The 22171-nt window shown below is 36.7% G+C and carries 20 protein-coding genes, 2 tRNA genes and 1 riboswitch; of the genes, 8 read left to right on the top strand and 14 right to left on the bottom strand.

Translation table 11 applies throughout. From position 1 onward, the window contains the following. Positions 1-57: 57 nt before the first annotated feature. On the top strand, positions 58-1581 hold the full coding sequence (locus tag H3R29_RS00275; RefSeq protein ID WP_198202229.1) for an SLAP domain-containing protein: 1524 nt from the start codon (positions 58-60) through the stop codon (positions 1579-1581). 114 nt (positions 1582-1695) lie between these two features. Here H3R29_RS00275 and H3R29_RS00270 read toward each other — a convergent pair whose 3' ends face one another. From H3R29_RS00270 to H3R29_RS00255, 4 genes are all read right to left on the bottom strand, one after another. After that, positions 1696-3654, bottom strand: a complete 1959-nt coding sequence (locus H3R29_RS00270; protein WP_198202228.1) for a BspA family leucine-rich repeat surface protein — start codon at positions 3652-3654, stop codon at positions 1696-1698. 47 nt (positions 3655-3701) lie between these two features. Next, complete coding sequence (locus H3R29_RS00265; RefSeq protein ID WP_198202227.1) at positions 3702-4619, bottom strand: HNH endonuclease; 918 nt, start codon at positions 4617-4619, stop codon at positions 3702-3704. A 117-nt stretch (positions 4620-4736) separates the two neighbouring features. After that, positions 4737-4877 carry a hypothetical protein gene (locus H3R29_RS00260; protein WP_090094091.1) on the bottom strand — a complete coding sequence of 47 codons (141 nt, stop codon included), beginning with the start codon at positions 4875-4877 and terminating at the stop codon, positions 4737-4739. Between the two features lie 177 nt (positions 4878-5054). After that, positions 5055-5414, bottom strand: coding sequence for an iron-sulfur cluster biosynthesis family protein (locus H3R29_RS00255; protein ID WP_046324134.1), 360 nt, complete (start codon positions 5412-5414; stop codon positions 5055-5057). A 188-nt stretch (positions 5415-5602) separates the two neighbouring features. On the opposite strand from H3R29_RS00255, the gene H3R29_RS00250 reads away from it, so the two are divergent. From H3R29_RS00250 to htpX, 3 genes are all read left to right on the top strand, one after another. Beyond that, entirely contained in the window at positions 5603-6703 is a 1101-nt protein-coding gene (locus H3R29_RS00250) for an SLC13 family permease (protein ID WP_046324133.1), read from the top strand. Positions 6704-6812: 109 nt separating this feature from the next. Continuing rightward, on the top strand, positions 6813-7373 hold the full coding sequence (locus H3R29_RS00245; RefSeq protein ID WP_110445437.1) for a LemA family protein: 561 nt from the start codon (positions 6813-6815) through the stop codon (positions 7371-7373). Between the two features lie 16 nt (positions 7374-7389). Further along, a complete protein-coding gene (htpX, locus tag H3R29_RS00240) occupies positions 7390-8286 on the top strand; it encodes a zinc metalloprotease HtpX (protein WP_198202226.1) in 897 nt (298 codons plus the stop codon). A gap of 29 nt (positions 8287-8315) precedes the next feature. On the opposite strand, the gene H3R29_RS00235 is transcribed toward htpX, so the two are convergent. Continuing rightward, positions 8316-9254 (bottom strand): helix-turn-helix transcriptional regulator, encoded by a 939-nt coding sequence (locus H3R29_RS00235; protein ID WP_198202225.1) that lies wholly within the window; start codon positions 9252-9254, stop codon positions 8316-8318. A 160-nt stretch (positions 9255-9414) separates the two neighbouring features. Then, positions 9415-9506: riboswitch (TPP riboswitch) on the top strand. 41 nt (positions 9507-9547) lie between these two features. On the opposite strand from H3R29_RS00235, the gene H3R29_RS00230 reads away from it, so the two are divergent. Continuing rightward, a complete protein-coding gene (locus H3R29_RS00230; protein ID WP_198202224.1) occupies positions 9548-10906 on the top strand; it encodes an ATP-binding cassette domain-containing protein in 1359 nt (452 codons plus the stop codon). Positions 10907-10915: 9 nt separating this feature from the next. Continuing rightward, a complete protein-coding gene (locus H3R29_RS00225; protein ID WP_174794760.1) occupies positions 10916-11569 on the top strand; it encodes an energy-coupling factor transporter transmembrane protein EcfT in 654 nt (217 codons plus the stop codon). A gap of 41 nt (positions 11570-11610) precedes the next feature. Here the strand turns inward: H3R29_RS00225 and H3R29_RS00220 are convergent, their stop codons facing one another. The 8 genes from H3R29_RS00220 to yycF all read right to left on the bottom strand — a co-directional run bounded on the left by H3R29_RS00220 (position 11611) and on the right by yycF (position 20902). Further along, positions 11611-13026 (bottom strand): sucrose-6-phosphate hydrolase, encoded by a 1416-nt coding sequence (locus H3R29_RS00220; RefSeq protein ID WP_198202223.1) that lies wholly within the window; start codon positions 13024-13026, stop codon positions 11611-11613. Between the two features lie 33 nt (positions 13027-13059). Continuing rightward, the gene (gene rlmH, locus H3R29_RS00215; RefSeq protein WP_122037146.1) at positions 13060-13539 is read right to left on the bottom strand and encodes a 23S rRNA (pseudouridine(1915)-N(3))-methyltransferase RlmH; all 480 of its coding nucleotides are present in this window, start codon (positions 13537-13539) and stop codon (positions 13060-13062) included. 491 nt (positions 13540-14030) lie between these two features. Further along, positions 14031-15239, bottom strand: a complete 1209-nt coding sequence (locus H3R29_RS00210; RefSeq protein WP_110445430.1) for a S1C family serine protease — start codon at positions 15237-15239, stop codon at positions 14031-14033. A gap of 64 nt (positions 15240-15303) precedes the next feature. After that, the gene (locus H3R29_RS00205; protein WP_198202222.1) at positions 15304-16101 is read right to left on the bottom strand and encodes an MBL fold metallo-hydrolase; all 798 of its coding nucleotides are present in this window, start codon (positions 16099-16101) and stop codon (positions 15304-15306) included. A gap of 15 nt (positions 16102-16116) precedes the next feature. Then, positions 16117-16944: a two-component system regulatory protein YycI gene (locus H3R29_RS00200; protein WP_110445428.1), complete on the bottom strand. Its 828-nt coding sequence runs from the start codon at positions 16942-16944 to the stop codon at positions 16117-16119. Positions 16945-16946: 2 nt separating this feature from the next. Next, a complete protein-coding gene (locus tag H3R29_RS00195) occupies positions 16947-18281 on the bottom strand; it encodes a hypothetical protein (protein WP_370567365.1) in 1335 nt (444 codons plus the stop codon). Continuing rightward, positions 18271-20124 (bottom strand): cell wall metabolism sensor histidine kinase WalK, encoded by a 1854-nt coding sequence (gene walK / locus H3R29_RS00190; RefSeq protein WP_198202221.1) that lies wholly within the window; start codon positions 20122-20124, stop codon positions 18271-18273. The genes H3R29_RS00195 and walK overlap by 11 nt, the downstream gene beginning before the upstream one ends. A gap of 61 nt (positions 20125-20185) precedes the next feature. Then, complete coding sequence (yycF, locus tag H3R29_RS00185; protein ID WP_046324122.1) at positions 20186-20902, bottom strand: response regulator YycF; 717 nt, start codon at positions 20900-20902, stop codon at positions 20186-20188. 140 nt (positions 20903-21042) lie between these two features. Here yycF and H3R29_RS00180 point away from each other — a divergent pair. After that, a tRNA-Lys gene (locus H3R29_RS00180) sits at positions 21043-21115 on the top strand. A gap of 277 nt (positions 21116-21392) precedes the next feature. After that, positions 21393-21468: transfer RNA gene (locus H3R29_RS00175), tRNA-Lys, on the top strand. A gap of 63 nt (positions 21469-21531) precedes the next feature. On the opposite strand, the gene H3R29_RS00170 is transcribed toward H3R29_RS00175, so the two are convergent. Next, positions 21532-22053, bottom strand: a complete 522-nt coding sequence (locus H3R29_RS00170; protein ID WP_174794752.1) for a zeta toxin family protein — start codon at positions 22051-22053, stop codon at positions 21532-21534. Positions 22054-22171: the final 118 nt, after the last annotated feature.

Genomic DNA, 22171 nt, shown 5'->3' with positions numbered 1-22171 from the left:
AGTATATTAGGTTATAATAAATTTAACAGAAAGTAGTAGAGATAGTGAGGGTGAATTATGAAGCTGACAAAAAGAATTGGAATTAGCTTGGCTATTTTAGCACTGGTCGCGACTCCACTTGTAGCAAATTGCAATCAAATACAAACAGTAGTGGCTGCTAAAAGCAGTAAAAAGACCGCAAAGGGTAAAATTACTTTAATCTATGGTGCCCATCTTTATAATAAATATGGTCATAAAATTAAAAACAAGAATAACGATCTGCCATATGCGGAAGATGATGCCAGTGGTTATAAGTATATCTATAGCTTTAATGCAGATGTTATGAAATACTATGGCACTAAAAGAATTAAGGGCCAAAAATTCTATAATATTGGTAAAGGTTGCTACATTAATGCCGCAGATGTCAAGGAAGTTAACGGTAAAAACAGTAAAAAGGGCAAATTAGTTTTATTACAAAAATCAGCTGTTTATACTAAAGCCGGTAACAAGAGTGGCCACACTTTACCTAAGCGAGCTATCGTTAAATATCAAGGCAAAGTTAAACAAGTTAAGTCAAGACCAAAATACTATTATAGTAAATACTTTAAATCAGATAACGATGAGCATATTTTCTATCTGCCACTCACAAAAATTAAAGGGAAAAACTATTATGCCATTGGTAAAAATCGCTATGTCAAAGCCTATAATGTGGCAAGTTTAGATGGTTATCCTTTAACTTACAATGGGGTTACAACGGCCACCGTTCTTAAAAAGACAGCCACTCAGACTTTAAACGAAATGAAAACCAAACATATTTTAAAAAAGGGGCAGAAAATAAAAGTTGATTTAGCCGTTGAACCTTGGGCAGAAGATTTTGAAGGCTATATTTTCCGCCTGCATAATCATCATAATGAATACATAGATGAAAACTGTATCAACCTGAGAAATTACTTACCAACGACTGACTACTCTGATTTAACCTATAGTTTTGTTACTGCAAAGACTACTGCAAACGTTAAGCTTTATGACGCCACAGGAAAACCCGTTGGAATTAGTTTTAACACTGCAAAGCAGTCTAACTTTAATGTTGACGGCTTATTCTATATTTGGAATGCGGCTACAAACAAAGCTGAGTTGTATTACCACCTTCTGAGTAACAATTTAGATAGAAAAGCCCTTATCAATAATGATGGCACACAATTGAAGGCCCGGGCGACTGACAAAAAATATGGGCCAACCATTCTCACCACCAGTGAAAAAATAATAGCAGCTAACAGTTTCGTCAAAGCAAGTGATGTGAAATTTAGCTGGGGTATAAAACTTTCTCCTGTAAACACTTCGTTAGCAGCCGAGCAGAAACAAAAAGTAGCAACCGACAGCGATAAAGTGAAGCTCCAGAAAGACTTTGTTTCTGGACAGCAAACTATTAACGAGAGTGTCCATTATGATGGACTTATGCAGAGCTATGACTATGCTTTAGCTAATGCTGCTGTTGTCTTACGGTCGAGCAAAGCGACGCTGGCACAAGTAGATCAGGCAATCTGGCTGTTAAAAACCACTAAAAAACAGATAAAAACTTTAAACTTCCCTGAATTCGCCTAAAGCTTACTAGAAAGACAAACAAAAAAGGATTAGTTCTAAAATGTGATATGACCCCCAAATTAAGATAATTTCGAGGATCATATCAATGAGCTAATCCTTTTATTTTACTTAAGATCAAAAATGAAATGATTTTGGTAACTGTGGTTTTTTACCGTTATACATGACATAGGTTTCTTTAGGGCTCTTTTTGGCAGAATGATTATACAGCTTGAATAATTGCTTTGCAGTATATTTTTTGCCTTTAGGATTTCTAATTGTTCCTTTGCCTACAGCTTGAATGTGCTTAAATCCTTGACCTACACCTGAACTTTTACGCAAACGGTAATGGCCCAGCTTCACAGCAAATCCTTTAGGATTGCCTGCCTGATTTAAAATCCTGCTGTTATGAATATTAAAATTAGTCAGATCAACCCCTGCTAATTTCTTGTCCTGCATAAACATATCAGTCGCATCAATCAGTTTAGGCATGTGCCAGCCATGTAAATTAACTTTAGTCAGATTAGGACATTGAGCAAACATCTCACTTACTTCAGTTAATTTACGGGTGTTCCAATTATGTAAATCAACAGTTTTGAGACTCCGATCATTTTTAAACATCTCATAAGCTTCAGTGAGACTATTAGTTTTAAGATGACTTAAATTAATATTGACCAGCTGCGGGTCGTTTTTAAACATGCGACTCATACTCCTGACCCGTTTGGTATTCCAGCCTTTCAAATTAACCGTCTTTAAGTTGTCATCATCACTAAACATTTCAGACAAATTTTTATTGGACTTAGTATTAAAATGGCTTAAATCTAAGCTGGTAATTTTTTTCATACCAGAAAACATATAGCTGGTGCGAGTGACCTTGCTGGTATCAAAATTACTAATATCAAAATCAATTAAATTTTCAGCACCCTCAAACATGCCAAACATATCAGTTACCTTGCTGGTATTAAAGTGCTTAATATCCAAGCTAACCATATTTTTTAATCGTGCAAACATAGTGCTCATATCAGTAACATTGGCAGTATTCCAGCCCGTTAAATTAAGTTGTTTTAATGCTGTATCGTTTGAAAACATACCTGACATATTAGTTACTTTACTAGTATCAAAATTACTCAAATCCAAACTGGTCAAATTGGAATCTCCAAAAAACATAGCTTTCATATTTTGAACATTACTAGTATTAAAATTGCTCAAGTTTAGAGTTGTTATGTCCATACTATGAGAAAACATATTGCTCATGTCCGTTACGTTTTTGGTATTAAAGCCTGAGCAGTCGAGCTGTTTAATCAGGCAATTATTGAACATTCCGCTCATATTTTGTACTTTACTGGTATCAAAGCTATCTACATTGATCGTTTCTACCTTGGTACTAGAAAACATATTTGCCATATCGGTTACTTTGCTAGTATTAAAGTTTTTTAAATCCAGCTTTTTAAAATTGGCCGCCGCAAACATGCTGTTCATAGTGGTTACATTTGCGGTATTCAATTTACTCAAATCTATTGCTGTAGCAGTAGCATTATCCATACCTAATTTAAAGAACATGTTACTCATATCTGTAACTTTACCGGTATCAAATTTACTAATATCTAAGCTATTAAGGTTCATATCACCGGCAAATAAACCAGACATATCGGTTACCTCACTGGTATCAGCGTTCTCTAAACCCTTAATATCAGACAAATATCTCAAATTAGCAAATTTTTCTTTTGAATTTGCAGACAACTTAAACGGACTTTCAAAAACGATATGTTCAATACTTCCAGCCCATTTGAATTCTTTAGTAAAAGGTGTGCTTGACAATTGTGCTCCTTTAGCACCACTAATAGTCAGCGTATTAGTAAGGACATCATATTGCCAAGTGCAGCTGCCATCCGTTCCAGTCCAAAAGCCTAGCTGATTATTGCTAGTGCTGGTTGCAGCCAGTGCTTTTTTTGCAGTTTGATCTTTAGCAGCAGGTGCTGCAGAAGCTGCCACAACATTCTGCACCAGATTAACGCCATTCATCATGCCTAGTACTGCGGCAGCCATACTGATGCCTATTTTTGTTAAAATATTTTGCTTGAATTTAGTTGACTTCATTTTCTGACCTCCTTTTGCTCTTAATTTCATTGTAAGCCTTTTAAAAACTAAATAATATCTTCTTTTGCGTTTACTTGCGCCAGTTTCCAGCCAGTCATAAAGTGCTGCTCGCGTAAAGAACGCAAGTCAGTATAATCGCTCTCCAAGCTATCAATTGCATCCTGCAATTTTTTGTTTTGCTTACGAATCTGGTCAAGTTCAGGATCATTAACAACGCCTTTCAGGTGCATTTTAGCGGCTAATTCGCGGCGTCTTTCCTCAAATTCACCCTTCAATGTAGCAAGAGCGTCTTCATATTTGACCAGTTTTTGGTTAACTTCAGGAATTTCATTATTCAAACTGACAAATAATTTATAGGGCATGTTGGACTTAATACGGTTGCATTCCGTGCAAGATAAAATCAGGTTGTCAAAATCATTATTATGTGACAGTGAAACTGGATCTTTGTGATCGACGCTGCGGCCGCGCCTGCCGCAATATTGGCAGCGGTAATGGTACTTGGCCCGAATACGCTCACGGTCAATATAATCCACTTCATTGAGCTTAAAGTCGACGTTTAAGCCTAATTTACTTAGGTTTTCGGCAAAAGTAAACTCGCTGCTGGGCACAAAGTCAGTTTGACCCGTCTCGCTGTCAATTACGGCCTGGTTAAAATCATGTGTTGATAGTTGCTGCTGGGCTAATTCATTGCCGTCATAATCCTGAATAAAAGCTTCATAGCGCTTGCGCAGGTCATTTTTAGCTACCAAAAAAGAAGGATTGCCACTGTCTTCATCCTTACCTACAAAGGTAAACAGCAGGCATTGCGCGAAAACTTTAACTGCGCTATTGGCAAAATTCTCCGGCACTTTTCCTCTTTGAATGCACAGATCACAGATACTGGTTAACTTGGGATTAATCAAACCTGCTTGTTTAAAATGTTTGGCATTGATACGCAAACCGCACGCACTGCATTGAAACTTCACTTTTGAATGTTCTCCTTAAAATAAGACATTAATATTTAACTCAATTCTACTCAATTTAAGATAATAAAAAAAGGTGGACGTAATGTCATCCACCTTTTAGTCTTAATTAAAAACGAACTATTTGTTTTCGTCTGCTTTAGCCTTGTTCAAGAAAGCAACAACTGCTGCCACGTGCGCAACACGTTTCTTGCCGTTTTTCTTGTTCTTAGGTCTTTGGTTTGGTTCACAACCGGTGTTGTAATTCTCACCTTTACGCATAGTACTATACTTCCTTTCAGATTTTCGAAAATCTCATATAGTTTACCACTTAAGCTATAATGAAGCAAGATTTGCTCGTACTAGATCATTTTACTGTGATTTTTAATATCAAAAAACGGTTCCTTTGGAACCGCTTAAAATCTGATAATATTTACTAAATATTATCAGTTTATCACACTAATTATTTTCACTAACGGTCATAGCAGCATCAATCACGCCACTGTCGTCAGCTAAGCTGATTGCTGCATTCTTTTCATCAACTACCAAGTTATTGCCTAAATATTGCATTTCTGCAGGACTGGTGTATAAGTCAAAGCCCGCATTATTTTCAACTTTAATTGAAAAGTCTGGATCTTGCTTATCCAAGACCACAAATTGAAAACGGGTTCCGGCAGCACAACTGCCAGCAATATTAGAGTATTTATTAGAGCCGTCGTTTAACGATAATAAAACAACTTGCCCCTCTTTTACACTCTTTTTAATTTTATCAGCAGCACCTGATTTAACGTTCATTTTAACTGTTTCGGAATTACTCATTTTAATATTTCCTCCTAATCCTTAGCAATTTTCTCAAGTATAGGATATATTAAGTTATAGTGTCAAAAATTATGTTTATAGTAAAAGTATCCCTTAATCTAAAAAATTATTATTGCTAATAAGGGAAAAAAAGGTCAAAATGTATATAGCGATTACAGATGATTATAACTTGTGAAAGGGGACATTTTATGACCGTCTTGAAAAAGGTTTTTAGCGATAAAATCCTGCAGATTACTTTTGTAATAACGATTATCAGTCTTTTTTTTGCTAGACCGCGGTTTGAAGACATTAACTTACATACAATCTTTTCAGTCGCCGCGATGCTAATCATTATTCAAATATACGCCTACTTACACGTCCTTGATGTGCTCGCGTATAAACTGACCAGTATTGCTGATAATATGCAAAAACTAAATATTTTATTTACGGCTTTAGCAATTATCGCGGGGATGTTTTTGGGCAATGACATAACAGCGCTTACATTGATTCCCCTATACTTGAATATTGCTAAGAGATGTGATTTACCCCAGATTTTACCCGTTACTTTAATCGGTATGGGTGCAAACATTGGGGCTGCCTTTACTCCTTGGGGTAACCCTCATAACATCTTTTTAGTTAGTAAATATTCTGTTAACGCTGTCCAATTTTTTTCATGGTCTTTGCCCTATTTAATAATGGCACTCGTTATTACGCTGATTATTTTTCACTTTATCCCCCGCAAAAAAATTCCGCGGCAGGATGTTAAACAGATTAATATCAGCTTAAGACCAACAATCATTACTACAGCAGTGTTTGCACTATTCTTCTTGGGCGTATTTAAAGTTATTAATGTGGTAATTCCGCTGATTGTTGCAATTATCCTGGCATTATTAATAAACCCCAGAATCTTGCTTAAGGTTGATTTTGCTCTGCTATTAACTTTCACGTGTTTCTTTATTTTCATTAGTGACATTCAACAAATTCCGATGATTGTCAGCATTATCCATACAATGATCAATTCAGAAACTTCAACTTACTTCACGTCAATTATTTCAAGTCAAATTATCAGTAATGTTCCTGCAACCATTTTAGTTGGTAAATTTACCCCTTATGCTAAAGCATTGTTTTTAGGTTCCAATATAGGTGGCTTTGGTTCACCGATTGGTTCAATGGCAAATATGCTGGTGCTCAAAACTTTTACCCAAAATGCGACAGTTTCAAGAGGGGAATTTTTCAAAAAATGGACTGTAATGCAGTTCATAGGTTTGCTGGTCTTGACAGTTGTAGGCTGGGGACTTTTATTAATTTAATAATCAATTTAGTAAAGCTTTGCTAATGAAAGGTAGTATAAGCTCCTTTTTTATACTCAAAAGTCTCTTAATCAGTTATAATTAAGAGACATATATAAGGAGGAAGATTATGAACAGTTTAACTTGGATAATTGTAATTATTATTATTTTATTAATTGCAATCTATATTGCGGTATACAATGGCTTACAAAAAGCCAAGGTTTACACCGATGAGTCCTGGAGCCAAATTGACGTCCAATTAAAGCGGCGTAATGACTTGATCCCTAATTTAGTCGAAACCACCAAAGGATATGCCAAACACGAAAAAGAAACACTGGAAAACGTTGTGCAGCTGCGAAATCAGTTAACTAACATTCCCAGCGATGACCATGCACAAACCTTAAAAGTTTCTAACCAAATTTCTGATGCGCTTAAGTCCATCTTTGCATTATCAGAAAATTATCCTGACCTTAAAGCCAATCAAAACTTCTTGAAATTGCAAGAGGAATTGACTAATACTGAAAATAAAATTGCCTATTCAAGGCAGCTTTATAATTCATCTGCTGCTCTATATGATCAAAAACTTTTAACCTTCCCTTCCAATATTGTTGCTCACATTCATGGTTTTAAGAAAGTTGACTACTTGCAAACCAGTGAATCTGAAAAAGAAGTACCTAAAGTAAAATTTTAAATACTAGGTCAGTTTTATGTTATTTCAACAAATTGCCCGCAATAAGCGCAAAACTGTGGGTATTATGGGATTGTTTGTTATTATCTTGGCACTTGTAGGTGCAGGATTAGGCTACCTTTTTAGCAACAGACCAATTTTAGGTTTAGTTATTGCCGTGATTTTTAGTATAATTTACATGCTAATTGTCTTGCCCAATCCAGCAAACATGGTTATGAGCCTCAATCATGCCCAAGAAGTTCATGAGCAGGATAATCCTGAATTATGGCACGTTGTGCAAGATATGGCACTAGTTGGTCGTGTACCCATGCCGCGAGTATTTATTATCGATGATCCCAGTCCTAATGCGTTTGCGACAGGAAGGGATCCGAACCATTCAGCAGTTGCAGTTACTCAAGGTTTACTCGATATGATGAACCGGGAGGAACTGGAAGGAGTTTTGGGCCATGAGATTTCTCATATCAGAAACTACGATATTTTAGTTTCTACTATCGCTGCCGTGCTAGTCGGTGTCATTTCTTATCTTTCTGGGATCGCCAGCCGCTATATCTGGTGGATTGATGATGATCGCGATAGTGATCATGATAGTGGTGGCACTATCGTTGTCATTTTTAAGGTAATAGCTATAGCGTTTGTCTTAATTTTGGGGCCTATTTGTGCTAGTTTAGCGCAAATGGCGTTGTCACGTAACCGTGAATACCTTGCCGATGCTTCTTCAGTAGAGTTAACGCGCAATCCTCAAGGGCTAATTTCGGCGCTTGAAAAAATTGACGGCTCTGCACCAATGAAAAAAGCTGATCCCAGCAGTGCCGGAATGTATATTGAAGATCCTATGCGTAAAAAACGCAGTTTTACCCATTTGTTTGACAGTCATCCACCAACAGCGGACAGAATTAAACGTTTAGAAAAAATGTAAAAAAACAACCTTTTACTCAAGGTTGTTTTTTATTTCAAATTAATATTTGCCTGCCTGAATAGTTCTGCACGCATTTGTACTGGTGTTTCATGATAATATTCACTGAACTTCTTATAAAAGAAGGATTTACCGCTATAACCGACACGGGTAATTATCTCTTTGACGGAAATATCTGGACGAGCAAGTAAACTTCGTGCTTCCAGCATGCGCCTTTCATCGACATGTTCCACAAAACTTTTGCCAGTTTTTTGTTTAACCAAACTTGAAAAATAATTAGGATTAAAGCCAAAATGCTTGGCTGCATCATTAAGCGTAATGTTAGTAAAATGGGCATCAATGTATTTTTCCAGATCCGTTTTTGCAAACTGATGACTTGTTGCTGGAGTGGAAGTTAAATTCTGATTTCTAACAGCAGAAACGAAAAGCAAGGTAAGTTCTGCCATGATAGCGTTGCGGGTAAACAAGTCATAATTAAGATATTCATTAATTATCTTTTTAAGTAGATGGGCAGACTCTGACATTAAGGTTCCGTTAAGCCCTAATAATCTTTTTTGCTCAAAAGTGGTATTGATTTTTTTAAGCAATTTTTTCTCATAATTGTTCATTACAGTTAGATTGTCGAAAAAGTTCCGGACATCTATATTGGGGTCAAATTCGAGTTTAACTAAAATATCTTTACTACCAGGTTTTAATATTTCATAATTGCTCTTTTTCTGTAAAAAGAAGATATTACCATCATTGAGCATAAAATCCTGACTATTGATTCTCACTTTAGTTGAACCTTTTGCCTCATACAGAATAGTCAGACCTGTTGTTTGGTAGCGATGAATGCCCGTATTACGATTTTCTAAAAAGGCTATAAACAAATCAAAGTTGCTGTTACCTGGTTTTATTTTCACTTCATTAGTATCAGACCTAGCCGCATCTATGATACTGGCTAAATATTGTTCCAATTTAACTGCTGCCATTACTTTCACCTCTTATACAGTTTAGGGATTATATAGTTTTATTATATAGCAAATTTTCATCTTACTAATATAATTTTGTTATTTTACCTTTATCATTGCTACATGGGTAACGTAAACTCCTTGTGCATCTAGACAACTAATTTTCTTTTCTGTATAATAAAATTTAACATCGGGGTGCCTGTAAAGGCTGAGATTAAACCCGCAGAACCTGCTATGGATAATGCCAGCGAAGGGAAAACGAAAGATTTTACATCGTCAGGCTATTATCCTGACGATTTTTTTTGGTAACTAAATTGATTAAATTAAATAACCTAACATTTTCATATGATAAACAAAACGAAATTTTAACAGACATTAACTTAAATATTCCTACAAAGCAGTTTTCATTGTTAGTTGGACCAACTGGCTGTGGTAAATCTACCTTATTGAAAATAATAGCAAAGTTATATCCTGAATTTGCTGGACAACTAAGCGGTACTGTTACTCTGGGCGGCTTAAAGGCTGCTATGATGTTTCAAAATGCCAGTGAGCAATTTACTATGGCAACTCCTCGAGAAGAAATTATTTTTGCACTGGAAAACCTTTGCTTTAATAAGGCCCAGTATCTAAAACAGTTAAATGAAGCCGTTCAGTTTACTCAAATTGATTATTTACTTGATCAAAAAATTAATACATTATCTGGTGGTGAACAACAAAGAGTGGCATTAGCTGTCCTCATAGCGATGAATGTTGACCTGTTTTTACTTGATGAGCCCTTCGCCAGCTGTGATCCCGCTGCCCGCAAGTTCTTAATCGCTAAACTAGCACATCTGCGCGATCAAGGAAAAACAATCATCTTAAGTGACCATGTGCTAGCTGGTTATGAAGGAATCTGCGACAATCTTTTTCAATTTCAGGGTAAACGCCTGGTGCAGCTTTCTCAAGCAGAACAGGAAAAATTGTTGCGAAAAAATACTGATTCTAATTCCTATACTTTTGTCTTACCGCAGCAGACTGAGGAGTCATGCTTTACCCTGCAAAACGTTCAGATTAGACAAAATCGTTTACTTCTAAAGCAGGAACAGTTAAAGATTGTCTCTGGTAAAACCACTCTGATTACAGGAGCCAACGGTGTGGGCAAGACTTCACTTTTTAATGCTCTGACTAAAATGATCCCTTATTCAGGCAGCATCACCTACCACAGCCGTGAAATTAATAAATTACCTACTCGTAAGTATTTGCTTCATGTAGGCCAAATATTTCAAAATGCAACTGACCAGTTTATCAATGTCTCTGTTGCAGATGAAATTAACCTCAGCAAAAAAAAGCGGACCAATTCTTATTTTACTGATGATAAAATAGCTGCCGCGTTATCCTCTCTTGAACTTGATTCACTGCTTGATCATGTCGTATATTCATTATCCGGTGGGCAGCAAAAGAAACTGCAAATCTTATTAATGCTGATTTCAGATCAGGATGTATTGTTAATTGACGAACCACTTAGCGGCCTGGATGTTGACTCTGCCGTCAAAGTGATGTCTTTATTAAGAGAAAGTCAGAAAGCACGGAAGCAAACGCTTTTAATTATCAGCCATGAGTTAAAGAATTTAGCTGATTGGTGTGACTATCACCTCATTTTTAAAAACCAGCATCTAGCTTACACGAACAAGTGAGGTACTATCATGAATCCTAGTTTTAAATTTATCTTGGCTCTGATTATTTCTGTAGAAATATCACTGAAATCAAGTTTACTAACAAACCTCTTAATCATATTCTTTGCATTGGTCTATTTAATTTGCAAACACATTAAATTAAGCAATTTGCTTTTAACTCTACTAATGCCTTTAATTGCTGCTTTTACAGTTTTTGCGACTTTATACTGGTTCTCGCCACAGCCCAACTTACAGAACGCACTAAGCTTATCTAGTCGAATTTACGTTTATACTTTGACTATCTACTGCGTTTCAATAGACACTACTGCTACAGAATTTGCGCGCTCTTTTGAACAAAATTTTCATCTACCCAGCAAGTTTGCTTATGGAGTTTTGGCTGCTCTTAATATCGTTCCCCGAATGAAAGAGGCTGTTAAGCAAATTCGCACTGCTGGCATGATGCGGGGAGTATATTTGAGCTTTTGGTCACCTGTTCTTTACTTTAAGGCTATCTTAGTTGCCCTGAATTCTGCAGAAAATTTAGCCCAAGGTATGGCATCCCATGGTTACCGCGAAAATGCCAAGCGTTCTGTCATTGCAGCTGTTCCTGTTAAAAAAAGTGACTGGCTACAGTCAATTGCAATTTTGGTTTTAGTAAATCTAGCATTATTGACGTTAAAATAAAAAAGTGGACGTGCTTGTCCACTTTTTTTCTATCCCTTAATTTATTCAGCTAAAGAATAACCTGCAACACTAATATTAACCGGCTCGTCTGCATTAATAAAAATTACTGGCTTTTTGGTTGTGTAATAGCGTTCTGAAAATACCAGCTCTCCGTCATTTAAGAAAAATTCAATTGAACTTGTATCAATAAAAACTTGAATTTTTAGTTTGGAGTTTGGTCTTAGTTTGCCATAACGTTGCGCGTCAGATGGCCCTTTATCCGCTCTGGTCAAAATTACTTCGCTATTTTCCTTATTCCAAGATAGTATAATCAGATTTTCCTGTTCATTTTTAAAAACAAAGCTAATCTTATTACCGAACCAGTCTTCTGCAGCAAACATTAAAAGCAATTCCAAGTGCTGCGGATCAGAAACATTAACTTGCATTGAAGAACTTGTTTGTTTTTCGTCAACTACTTTTTCTTGCCGCAATTGTTTCAACTCATTTATGGGCGTCATATACAGCTGATTGTTCTTTAAAGTTAATTCTCGCGGCAAAGTTAATGCCCCACACCAGCCATCAGCCTGCTCGGGAAAGTCTGCGTGCCACATATCGAGCCAGCCAAAAACAATGCGCCTATCATCAGGAGTTAACATGGTTTGGGCAGCGTAAAAGTCATGTCCATGGTCAAGTTCTTGAAATGCACCATGTTTAAATTGATTGTTGCGATAATCCATTTTACCGATAAAATATCCCGTTTGATAGCAGTTAAGATATTCTTTACCCTTTGCCACGATTCCTTGAGGTGAACATAACAAAACGTCCTCTCTGCCCAATGAAAAAAGATCAGGGCATTCCCAGGTATATCCTTCAATATCGGCTCCCCGAGAAACAGCAATTGGGCCTAAATAATCCCAGTGCAATAAATCAGTCGACTTATAAGTAATTGCACGGCCTAATCCTTTCTTATCCTGACCACCCACAACAATATAATATTCATTTCCATCTTGCCATACTTTAGGGTCACGAAAGTGCTGTGAGTTATCCGTCGGTGGCAATGCAATCACAGGATTACCACTATATTTTGTAAAATGAATGCCATCATCACTATAGGCAACATTTTGCGTTTGATAAAAGCGACTATGATCATTGACATCGTAGTAATGATTACCTGTATAAATCAGATACAAACGACCATCCTTTTCAATTGCATTGCCAGAATAACAACCATCTTTATCCTCAGGACTGTTCGGCGTCAGTGCAACTGGTAATTCTTCCCAGTGAACTAAATCTTGACTGCGATAGTGGCCCCAATGCATAGGGCCCCTTTTAGCTGAATAAGGATAGTATTGGTAAAAAATATGATAGTAGCCTTTATAATATGAAAAACCGTTAGGATCATTCATCCATCCAGAAGGTGTTGTTATGTGATAATTTAGCCGATATCGCTTGTTAGTAATTTTAGCCGGAGTTTGCATTTTTATTTTTTATTGCCTTTCGCATAATTAAATCTACTTATGATAAGGACTGCCGCTATTAATCATAAAGCCGCGATAAATTTGTTCAATCAAAACGACCCGCATTAACTGGTGGGGCAAAGTCATTTCACCAAAGCTCATTAAATCGTCCGCTCTTTTATCCACTTCTGAACTAGTACCTAAACTGCCACCGATAACAAAAGTAAGATCAGAATGTCCATAGGTTGCAAGATCCTTTATCTCGTGCGCAAATTCTTCACTAGTTCGCTGCTTGCCATTAATTGCGGTCACAAAAACGTATTCTTTATCTTTTATTTTGCTCAGAATTCTTTGTCCTTCTATTTTTTTAACATTTTCCTGTTCTGCCGCACTAAATTTTTCAGGAGCTTTTTCATCTGGCACTTCTATTACCTGAACTTTGGCAAACCTACTCAGCCTTTTTTGATATTCAGCAATAGCATCCTTAAAATACTTTTCTTTTAGCTTACCCACACAAACAATTTTAATATTCATAACTGCTATTTTATCCCCCAATTCCCAAAGTTTCCACTTAGCTTTTCCACAACTGTGTAAAGTTAAAAACTACATTTTGTGGTTTTTACCTTTAGTAAGCGAATAAATTGTGTTTTGCTTATTTTTTTAAATTTATCAAATTAAATTTACCCACAGTGAGATTAATTATAGGTGATTTTCACAAACTTTTTACCCTCAAATACTGCTGTTAAGCCTTGAACAACTGTTTGATCTAATTAATTTTCACTATTATTTACACACAATTCACAGGTTTTCCACAATTTGTCCCAACTACTTTTTCGCATTTTATGCACAATCCACAAAGTTATCCACAATTATCAACAAGATTTTTATCTTTGTGTTTTACTTGACAGCTATTAATTCCGAACTTTAATTTGTTTCCCAACAATAATATTAAGAAAAAAGCTATACTTATGTTTCAAACCGCATAGTATAGCCTTTTTTTTACTTAATTCTAGAATATTTTTGATTTAGTCTGATTGCAATTTAACTCGTAAATTGATTTCTTTTCCATTACGATTAACGGTTAAATTAACGTTATCTCCGACTTTGTGATTATACAAAATGCTGTGTAACGAAGCGACATCTGAAACAGCTTTGTTGTCAACCTTAATAATTACATCGCCTGCTTTAACTCCTGCTATAGCAGCCGCACTGTGCTTAGTAACTGAATCTACATAAATACCATTTTTAAGATTAGATTTGATGTTAAGGTGGTTTCTGTAACTGGAAGGAATGCCTTGTAAAGCAATTACTTTAACTCCCAATTGTGGACGCACAATCTTACCTTTCTTAACCAATTGATTAACGATAGTTACTACTTCATTGGAAGGAATAGCAAAACCCATTCCTTCGACTGATGTACCGTCGCTTGATTGCGAAAGCTTCATTGAGTTGATCCCAATAACCTGTCCCGCGGAATTAACTAATGCACCACCCGAGTTACCAGGGTTAATTGCTGCATCCGTTTGAATAACCGTTTGCTGATTAGCAGATGAAGTAGTAATGCTACGTGCCGGAGCCGAAATGATCCCTTGCGTAACCGTAGAAGCATATTCACTGCCCAGAGGAGAGCCAACCGCAATTACTGTTTGTCCTGCCTGTAAGCTCTTGGAATCGCCAAATTCAGCCGTTTGAGTAACATAGCTGCTATCAATAGAAAGTACAGCTAAGTCTGTTGTAGCATCCGTACCAATGATACGGGCATTAACTGTTTTACCATTAGACAGCATAACCTGAACTTTATCACTACCAGAAACAACGTGGTTGTTGGTAACAATATAGCCCTTATTACCGGACTTAGTGTAAATTACGCCTGAACCTTCGCTGTATGTCTGCAGCTTTCCTTTGCCCTTATTATCATTATCGTAATCGCCGAAAAAATCGAAAAGGGAATTGCTGCTGTTTGTCTGCCTTTTCATATTAATAACTGAAACTACAGCACCTTTAACGTCATTATAAGCTGGGGTCATTGTCCCGCTGGTTTTAGCACTGTTTCTAGAGGTTTTAGCACTGCTGGAACTAATACTAGTCTGTGCATTATTATTCATATTAGCATTATTAATTTGATCTAAGGCCACATATGAGGCCCCACCACCTATAAGTCCGGCTACAACACCAACAATAGCAGTCTTCAAAATGCCATGTTGCTGACGACCAGAGTTTTGATTATTCATCATTTAGTCTCCTTTATACATCTTTTTTACTATACTAACAAAATTTGAAAAAAGGTAAAAAATTTCCTTAAATTTGTACTAAATTAGTTGGCTGGACCGGATCGGTCAAAACAATTTTAACATCACTAGGCAAATTAGCATCTCCGTCAACCATTATTTTTTTAGCAGCATTGTAAGCTAACTTTGCCGTATTATTGTGCTGACTCCTGTGTGCCAAAAAAATATGTTCTGTTTTACTTGTTACCACATCCAGCAGAGCCTGCCCTGCATCATCGTTTGATAAGTGACCAACGTCTGATAATATGCGCTGTTTTAAACCCCAGGAATAAGGACCATTGCGCAGCATCATGTCGTCATAATTAAATTCCATTAGATAAGCATCTGCATCTGCAATTACACTTTTTACTTTACGGGAAACATAACCGGTATCTGTCAAAAAGGCCATTCGTTTACCGCTGCTGGTAAAAACATAATATTGTGGCTGAGCCGCGTCGTGACTGGTCGCAAATGCAGTAACATCCAAATCTCCAAAAGTCTTAGTTTGTCCCGGTTCAATAACATTAATTTGCTCAACCGGTATTTGCCCAATCTTTTGCGTTTCAGTTAAATATTCCCAGGTACCACTATTGGCAAAAGCAGCAATTTGAGGGTAGCGTCGCATCAAAACCCCCAATCCTTTACTATGATCTGAATGGTCATGGCTTAAAAAAACCATGTCAATATCTTTAATATCAACGCCAACTTCACCTAGCAACATCTTGATTTTTTTGCCTGACAAGCCGGCATCCATCAAAATCTTATGCTGCCCAGTTTCAATCAAGCTGGTATTGCCAGTCGAACCGCTGGCCAAAACGGAAACCTGCACCGCATTCTTTCCTTCCTAATTTTTTTGTACATTAACATTATATGAGCTGCCCTGCAAGATTTGTGCTGTAAATGCATTAACTCTTTTAACAGTAATATTCTTAGTGGTCTTATTTTCTACCTGAATTAACCAAGTTGGTAATAAAATAGTGCTCCCGCGAACATCGGTTAATTTAGAATAACCCAGGCTAACTTGCATTACACGTGAATTGTTGACAATTTCCCTATCAGTATACATTGCTTTGACAGCATGCCAGGCACTGATAATTAATTGTGGTTCACGTACAGCATTAATAGGCCCCATATAAGAAATAGTATAGTTAACAATTTGATTATCACGCACATTAATTGTTAACTGGGCATCACTGTCATAAATACGGCCATAATCAGTATTTTGGACATAACAATAGGTATTATCGCCCGACATACTAGGTTCGTATTTAAACTCTTTACCGTAAGGGACATTTTTAGGGTCATTTTTAAAATCCTCTAGTTGTTGTAAATTTTTTTTACGATTCCCACTAAGCAAAATCAGGGATTTTGGTGTACCAGTTAAAGAATTATCACTCTTGGAATAATGAGTAGTAACTTGCGTTAAACTGCTGCTTTTACGAGAAAGATAGTCGCGATTCTTAACAGCTAAGTAATAACCAGATTGTTGCTTATGCGAAATATGGAGGGGAATATCAATGCCGTCAGCACGCATCTCGGCCCGGATACTTGTTGCAGTGGAACCGGAGGTATCACTTAAGCTAATAGGAGAACGCCAAATTTCTATTCCTAAATAAATATCAATTAACAAGAAAATAATGAAAAATAACCATTCTATTCTTTTACGGTCCATTTTTATTTCCCTTCTTCCATTATTGCCTGTTTATATTTATTTAAGCTCAGAAAATCAACTTTTTCCCATTCAGCTAAACTCTTCCATTGATTATAAGCTTTCACATAATAACCTGGTACTAGATTAACCAAGTGGTCATGTGAATTATCCTTTTCCACACCAAAGGCCACTATTATGCGTTGAATTTCTTCTTTTCTCATGCCGGCATTAACTAATCTTTGCATTACCGTTATACTTGCTGGCAGCGTTTTTGTTTGCCCATCAAAAGGTATCGGAATTTGTAAATCCGTATTGTTAAAATCAACTTTAACTGCATCTCCAGTAAATGATGTCATCACTTGAGGACTGCTGTTATCCCAAAAGACGGGTATCCCTTCAACATAATTAGCATAGCTAATGGAATCATCCGTTGTATCAAAATAACGTAAATCTTGTTCACTCAAGCCAAGCTTATGAACAAAATTGACACTTTCCAGCAATTGGTCATTTAATGTTATGTCTTTGCGTTTTTCATAACGAGTATAGTGAAAATCATGCCGGTCGGTTTTAGCCTTTGGCACTCTTAAGTTAGTATAGTAGTTAAGCGAATACGTAACCCAGCCTTTTTTATTAGAGCGTGTAGTTACATTTGTCGTACCTAGAAGGCGAGAAACAAAGTAAGAATCGGTTTGCGTATTTGTCAAATAGCTGTATATGCGCCAGTGGTCTTGTTTGGTGAAAAAAACTTCATAACAATTTTTGAGGCGCACAAACTCAACGGGAATCTTGCCCCGAGCGTTACTGGCATAACTACGCAGTTTATTAAAGTCACCCTTAATTAAATTAATGCGGTAAATGGTATAAGTCTTATCATTACCTAAGTAAAGGAAATCATTACTATTTGTGATGAAGATACGACGAAACTTCGGATCGCCTTTTTTAACGTTTTTCTTAGTGAACAAATTAATGCTGACTTCTTTTGGAAAGCTTAACTGGACACACTCCGAATTATGCAACATTTCCTCATATTGTTTTTTATCCGTGCTAATTTTCTTAATATTACGGTACTTTACCCCTTTTATTTCTTTGACAAATTCCAGAGGTAAATTCTTTTTAGCATCATACAAGCGGTACAACTGACCATTTTTAAAGCCATAAGAATTAGTAGGAATATAAAGATTGGAAACAATCCGATCGCGGTGGCTTCGTGTTTGTTCTGCAACCCTGCTGGTTTGACTAATACGATTGAAATACTGGTCATTAGTCATAATGAATATCCAGAGTACAATTGACAGACCAAAAACCGCCAAAGTTCCTATTAAAAGCAACGCGTCGCCAAGCTTAAATTTAGACTTCATCCCAATCATCCCCTTCACTCATTGGCTCATATGGCAGAGAAATATAAAAAGTAGAACCCTTTCCTTCACTGCTGTTGGCCCAAATATGACCGTGATGTTCTTCCACTATTTCTTTAGCAATCGCCAAGCCTAATCCTGTACCACCCTGAGCCCGTGAGCGAGCTTTATCAACGCGGTAAAAGCGATCAAAAATTTTAGTTAAATCTTCTCGCGGTATACCCAAGCCCTGATCGGCAATACTCAAAACAATGCGTTTTTGCTCTGAGTGCAGTTTTACTGTGATCACCCCACCATCAGGCGAATATTTAATGGCATTGTTCATAATGTTATCAATTACCTGCGCAAACTTGTCAGTATCAATTTCTACCCATAACGCCTGCGTACCCAACTCACGAGTAATGGTGTACTTTTTATTTTCTTTTTTATCCGTTTTAACAATCATGTCGAAGCGATCCAAGATATGAGCTACAAAATCATTAAAGTTAACCCACTCTAAATCAACTTTGGAAACTCCCCTGTCCATTCTTGACAGACTGAGAAGTTCACTGATCATTCTAATCATGCGCTCAGTTTCTTCTTGCGTTACCTGCAAAAATTTGGGGGCAACATTGGGATCTTTCCATGCTCCTTCATTTAACGTTTCAATATATGCGTGTAAACTAGTAAGCGGCGTACGTAATTCATGGGAAACATTAGAAACGAACTGTTTTTGTGAATTTTCATTCTTTTGTTGTTCAGTAATATCATGCAAAACACAGACACTACCAGATACAAAGCCCGTAACTCTTTTAATAAGAGAAAAGCTGGCATGTAAAATGACTTCATCCCTTGTTCCCTTACTCAAAGTAATTGCTATGCCTTTCTGATTGGCAATTAAATCTTGTGAAGACTCTTTTAAACCTAAAACCGTAGCGATGGGCTGATTAATGATTTCATCTTCCGTTTGGTTTAAAAAATTGAGCGCCATTTGGTTGACAACATTAACATTACCATGCCGGTCAGTTGCAAGAACGCCATCACTCATATGAGACAGTACGCTGTCCAGCCTACGCTGTTCACTTTCAGATTCTTCTTGAGAGCGCTCAATTCTAACAGACAAGGTATTAAAGGCCTGACCTAACTGCCCTAATTCATCGTTGGAATAGATTTTTACCTGACTTGAATAATCACCATCAGCAATATTAAGTGCCTGGCTTTGCATTTCCTCAATGGGTTTAGTAATCGCATGGGAGACTACTAAAGATAAGATTGCCCCCATTACTGCGGCAATCATAGAAGTGACCAAAAACATCAGTGAAATATTGCGCAGGTCATTAAAAACCCCCTGCATTGACGCTCGGACATAAATTGCACCAACAGTGTTGGCGGAGCCGTTACCAGCGCTTAAAGGAGTAACTTGCACCATATAGTCTCCGTTTTCATTGACAACTTTAGTTGCCTGTCTGCCAGTTGAAGTTACCTGCTTAACCAAAGTATTATTGACACGCTGACCAATCCGGTTTTTATCATTTAGGTTTGAAACTGCACGAATAATATCCTTATTGTCTACCACAATAATTTCACTAATCGTACCTATACCATTGCTGTAGTCATTGACAATTCTGTTTAAATTACTGTCAGTATGCTTATTGTCTTTTAGTAATTGCGTTGACAACTGGTTAGAAACTATTGGCAAAACCTGAATGGATGATTGAAAATTTTCAATACTGTTTTGTTCCAATTGACGTGTAAAATAGGCACCAATAACTTCAATAGTAGCGATGATCATCGCCATGAACACAATGGCTAAAGTAGTATTTATCGAAATGGTTAAATGTTTAAACTTATTCTTGAATTTTTTCATAGTTTTACAAAATTAAATAAAAAGAAAGCCGCGCTTGTAAAATACTGCGGGGCTTTCTTTGTTAGTCTTCATTAGGCTGCTTAACGTAATAGCCAACACCGCGACGAGTTACTAAAATCTGCGGCTGAATTGGATTATCTTCAATTTTTTCACGTAAACGGTGCACAGTAACATCAACTGTCCGGACATCACCGAAGTAGTCATAACCCCAAACAGTCTGTAACAGATGTTCCCGGGTCATCACCTGATCCATGTGCTGGGCTAAATAATAGAGCAACTCAAATTCACGGTGAGTCAGCTCAATCTTTTTGCCTTCTTTTTCAACAATATAGGCATCTGGCATAATTACCAAATTGCCAATAGTAATATTTTTCGTTGAACTATCATCGCCAGCACTTTCATCTTTTTTTACAATATTACGCCGACGCAAATTAGCCTTCACCCGTGCCACTAGTTCACGGTTAGAAAAAGGCTTAGTCACATAATCATCTGCACCCATTTCCAGACCCAAAACTTTATCAATTTCAGTATCTTTAGCCGTAACCATAATTATGGGCATATCATGTGTTTGTCTTACTTCACGAGCTACATCCAAACCATCTTTTTTGGGTAACATCAAGTCTAAAATCATTAAGTCAGGATTGTATTCGTCAACCTTCTTGATGGCTTCTTCACCATCATAAGCAGTGTCGACGTCAAAACCCTCTTTTGTCAAATTAAATTTAATAATATCAGAAATCGGTTTTTCATCATCAACAACGAGAATTTTCTTTGACATCGAAAAGCCCCCTTTTGTTATCATTATACTGGTTTTTAGTTTATTAGCCAAAAAAGTCATCAAAATTTAATAAAAAAACTTGCATTTCATCGAAAATAATAGCATAATAGTCTCCGTTGGTTATTTGTAATGACGCTTATGGGTGGCTAGCTCAGCTGGCAGAGCAACGGACTCTTAATCCGTGGGTCCAGGGTTCGAACCCCTGGCCACCCATTGATTATTAAAGACAGCAATTACTTGATTGCTGTCTTTTTTTGTTAAACCTTTATATAGTATCAAATAGTTTTTATTTGCCAATTCTGATAATCTTGCTCTAATTTTGCAAAACATCATAAATTTTATAAAATATCAAAATCATCTCTTAGATGCCTAACTAAAATTTTTAAGTCAGTCAAAGGCTAAGTAGAATTCTTCATACTTTTTTACACAAAAGCCTTGTCAAAAAGCAAATTAATTGTTATCATAATTAACTGTCAACAGAAATGATAACGGGTGGCTAGCTCAGTTGGCAGAGCAACGGACTCTTAATCCGTGGGTCCAGGGTTCGAGCCCCTGGCCACCCACCATAATAAAAATAGCACTGCAAGTAGTCGGTGCTTTTTTTATTGCCTTTTTTAATTAATTAAATTTTAGGTGACGTTCCGGTCACCTTTTTTCATTTTATAATCTGCAATATCTGTCAAAATTGCCTCTGCCGATTCCTTGATCGAGCCTTCTGCCAGTTTACGCTCATTTCCGCCAAGTATATTCTCTTCAAGCCACCATTTTTGAAGAGTTGCGAGTGGAAAAGGATTGCCCTTTTTATTATTGTTTTTTATTGTTTGTGCAAAAGAAATATCTAAATAATAAACAAAAGCTCCTGCACCGAATTCATGAATTATTTTAGTTAGAGTTGGGCCATAAATCTTTTTGGGCAATATCCCTTCTAATATAATTATGGGATAATACTGCCGGCCCCACATTACCAGTGAGTCTATTAGACTGGCAGTTGGTGCTGCTACTTTTTCCTTAACATGTAAAAGATCAAGGCGCAATACATCTTCATGCAAAAGTAAACATCTTTGGTAGCCAAACTGTTTTTGCAAATAATTAGCTAAAACGGTTTTACCACTGCCTGAGTTTCCTCTGATTAAAATAAAAATTGGTGCCATTAAATCTTTTTCCTTTCAATGTAAGAATATCTAGAGCTAGCGTTGCTATTTAAGCTATATTATTAGCACTTTGCCATTTTAATATTAGAATAATACACGTAAGATATAATTAATAATC

This window comes from Lactobacillus sp. M0393, assembly GCF_016102025.1.
Taxonomy (GTDB): domain Bacteria; phylum Bacillota; class Bacilli; order Lactobacillales; family Lactobacillaceae; genus Lactobacillus; species Lactobacillus melliventris.
The sequence above is the reverse complement of the archived record's forward strand: the minus strand, read 5'-3'. Positions and strand labels throughout refer to the sequence as shown.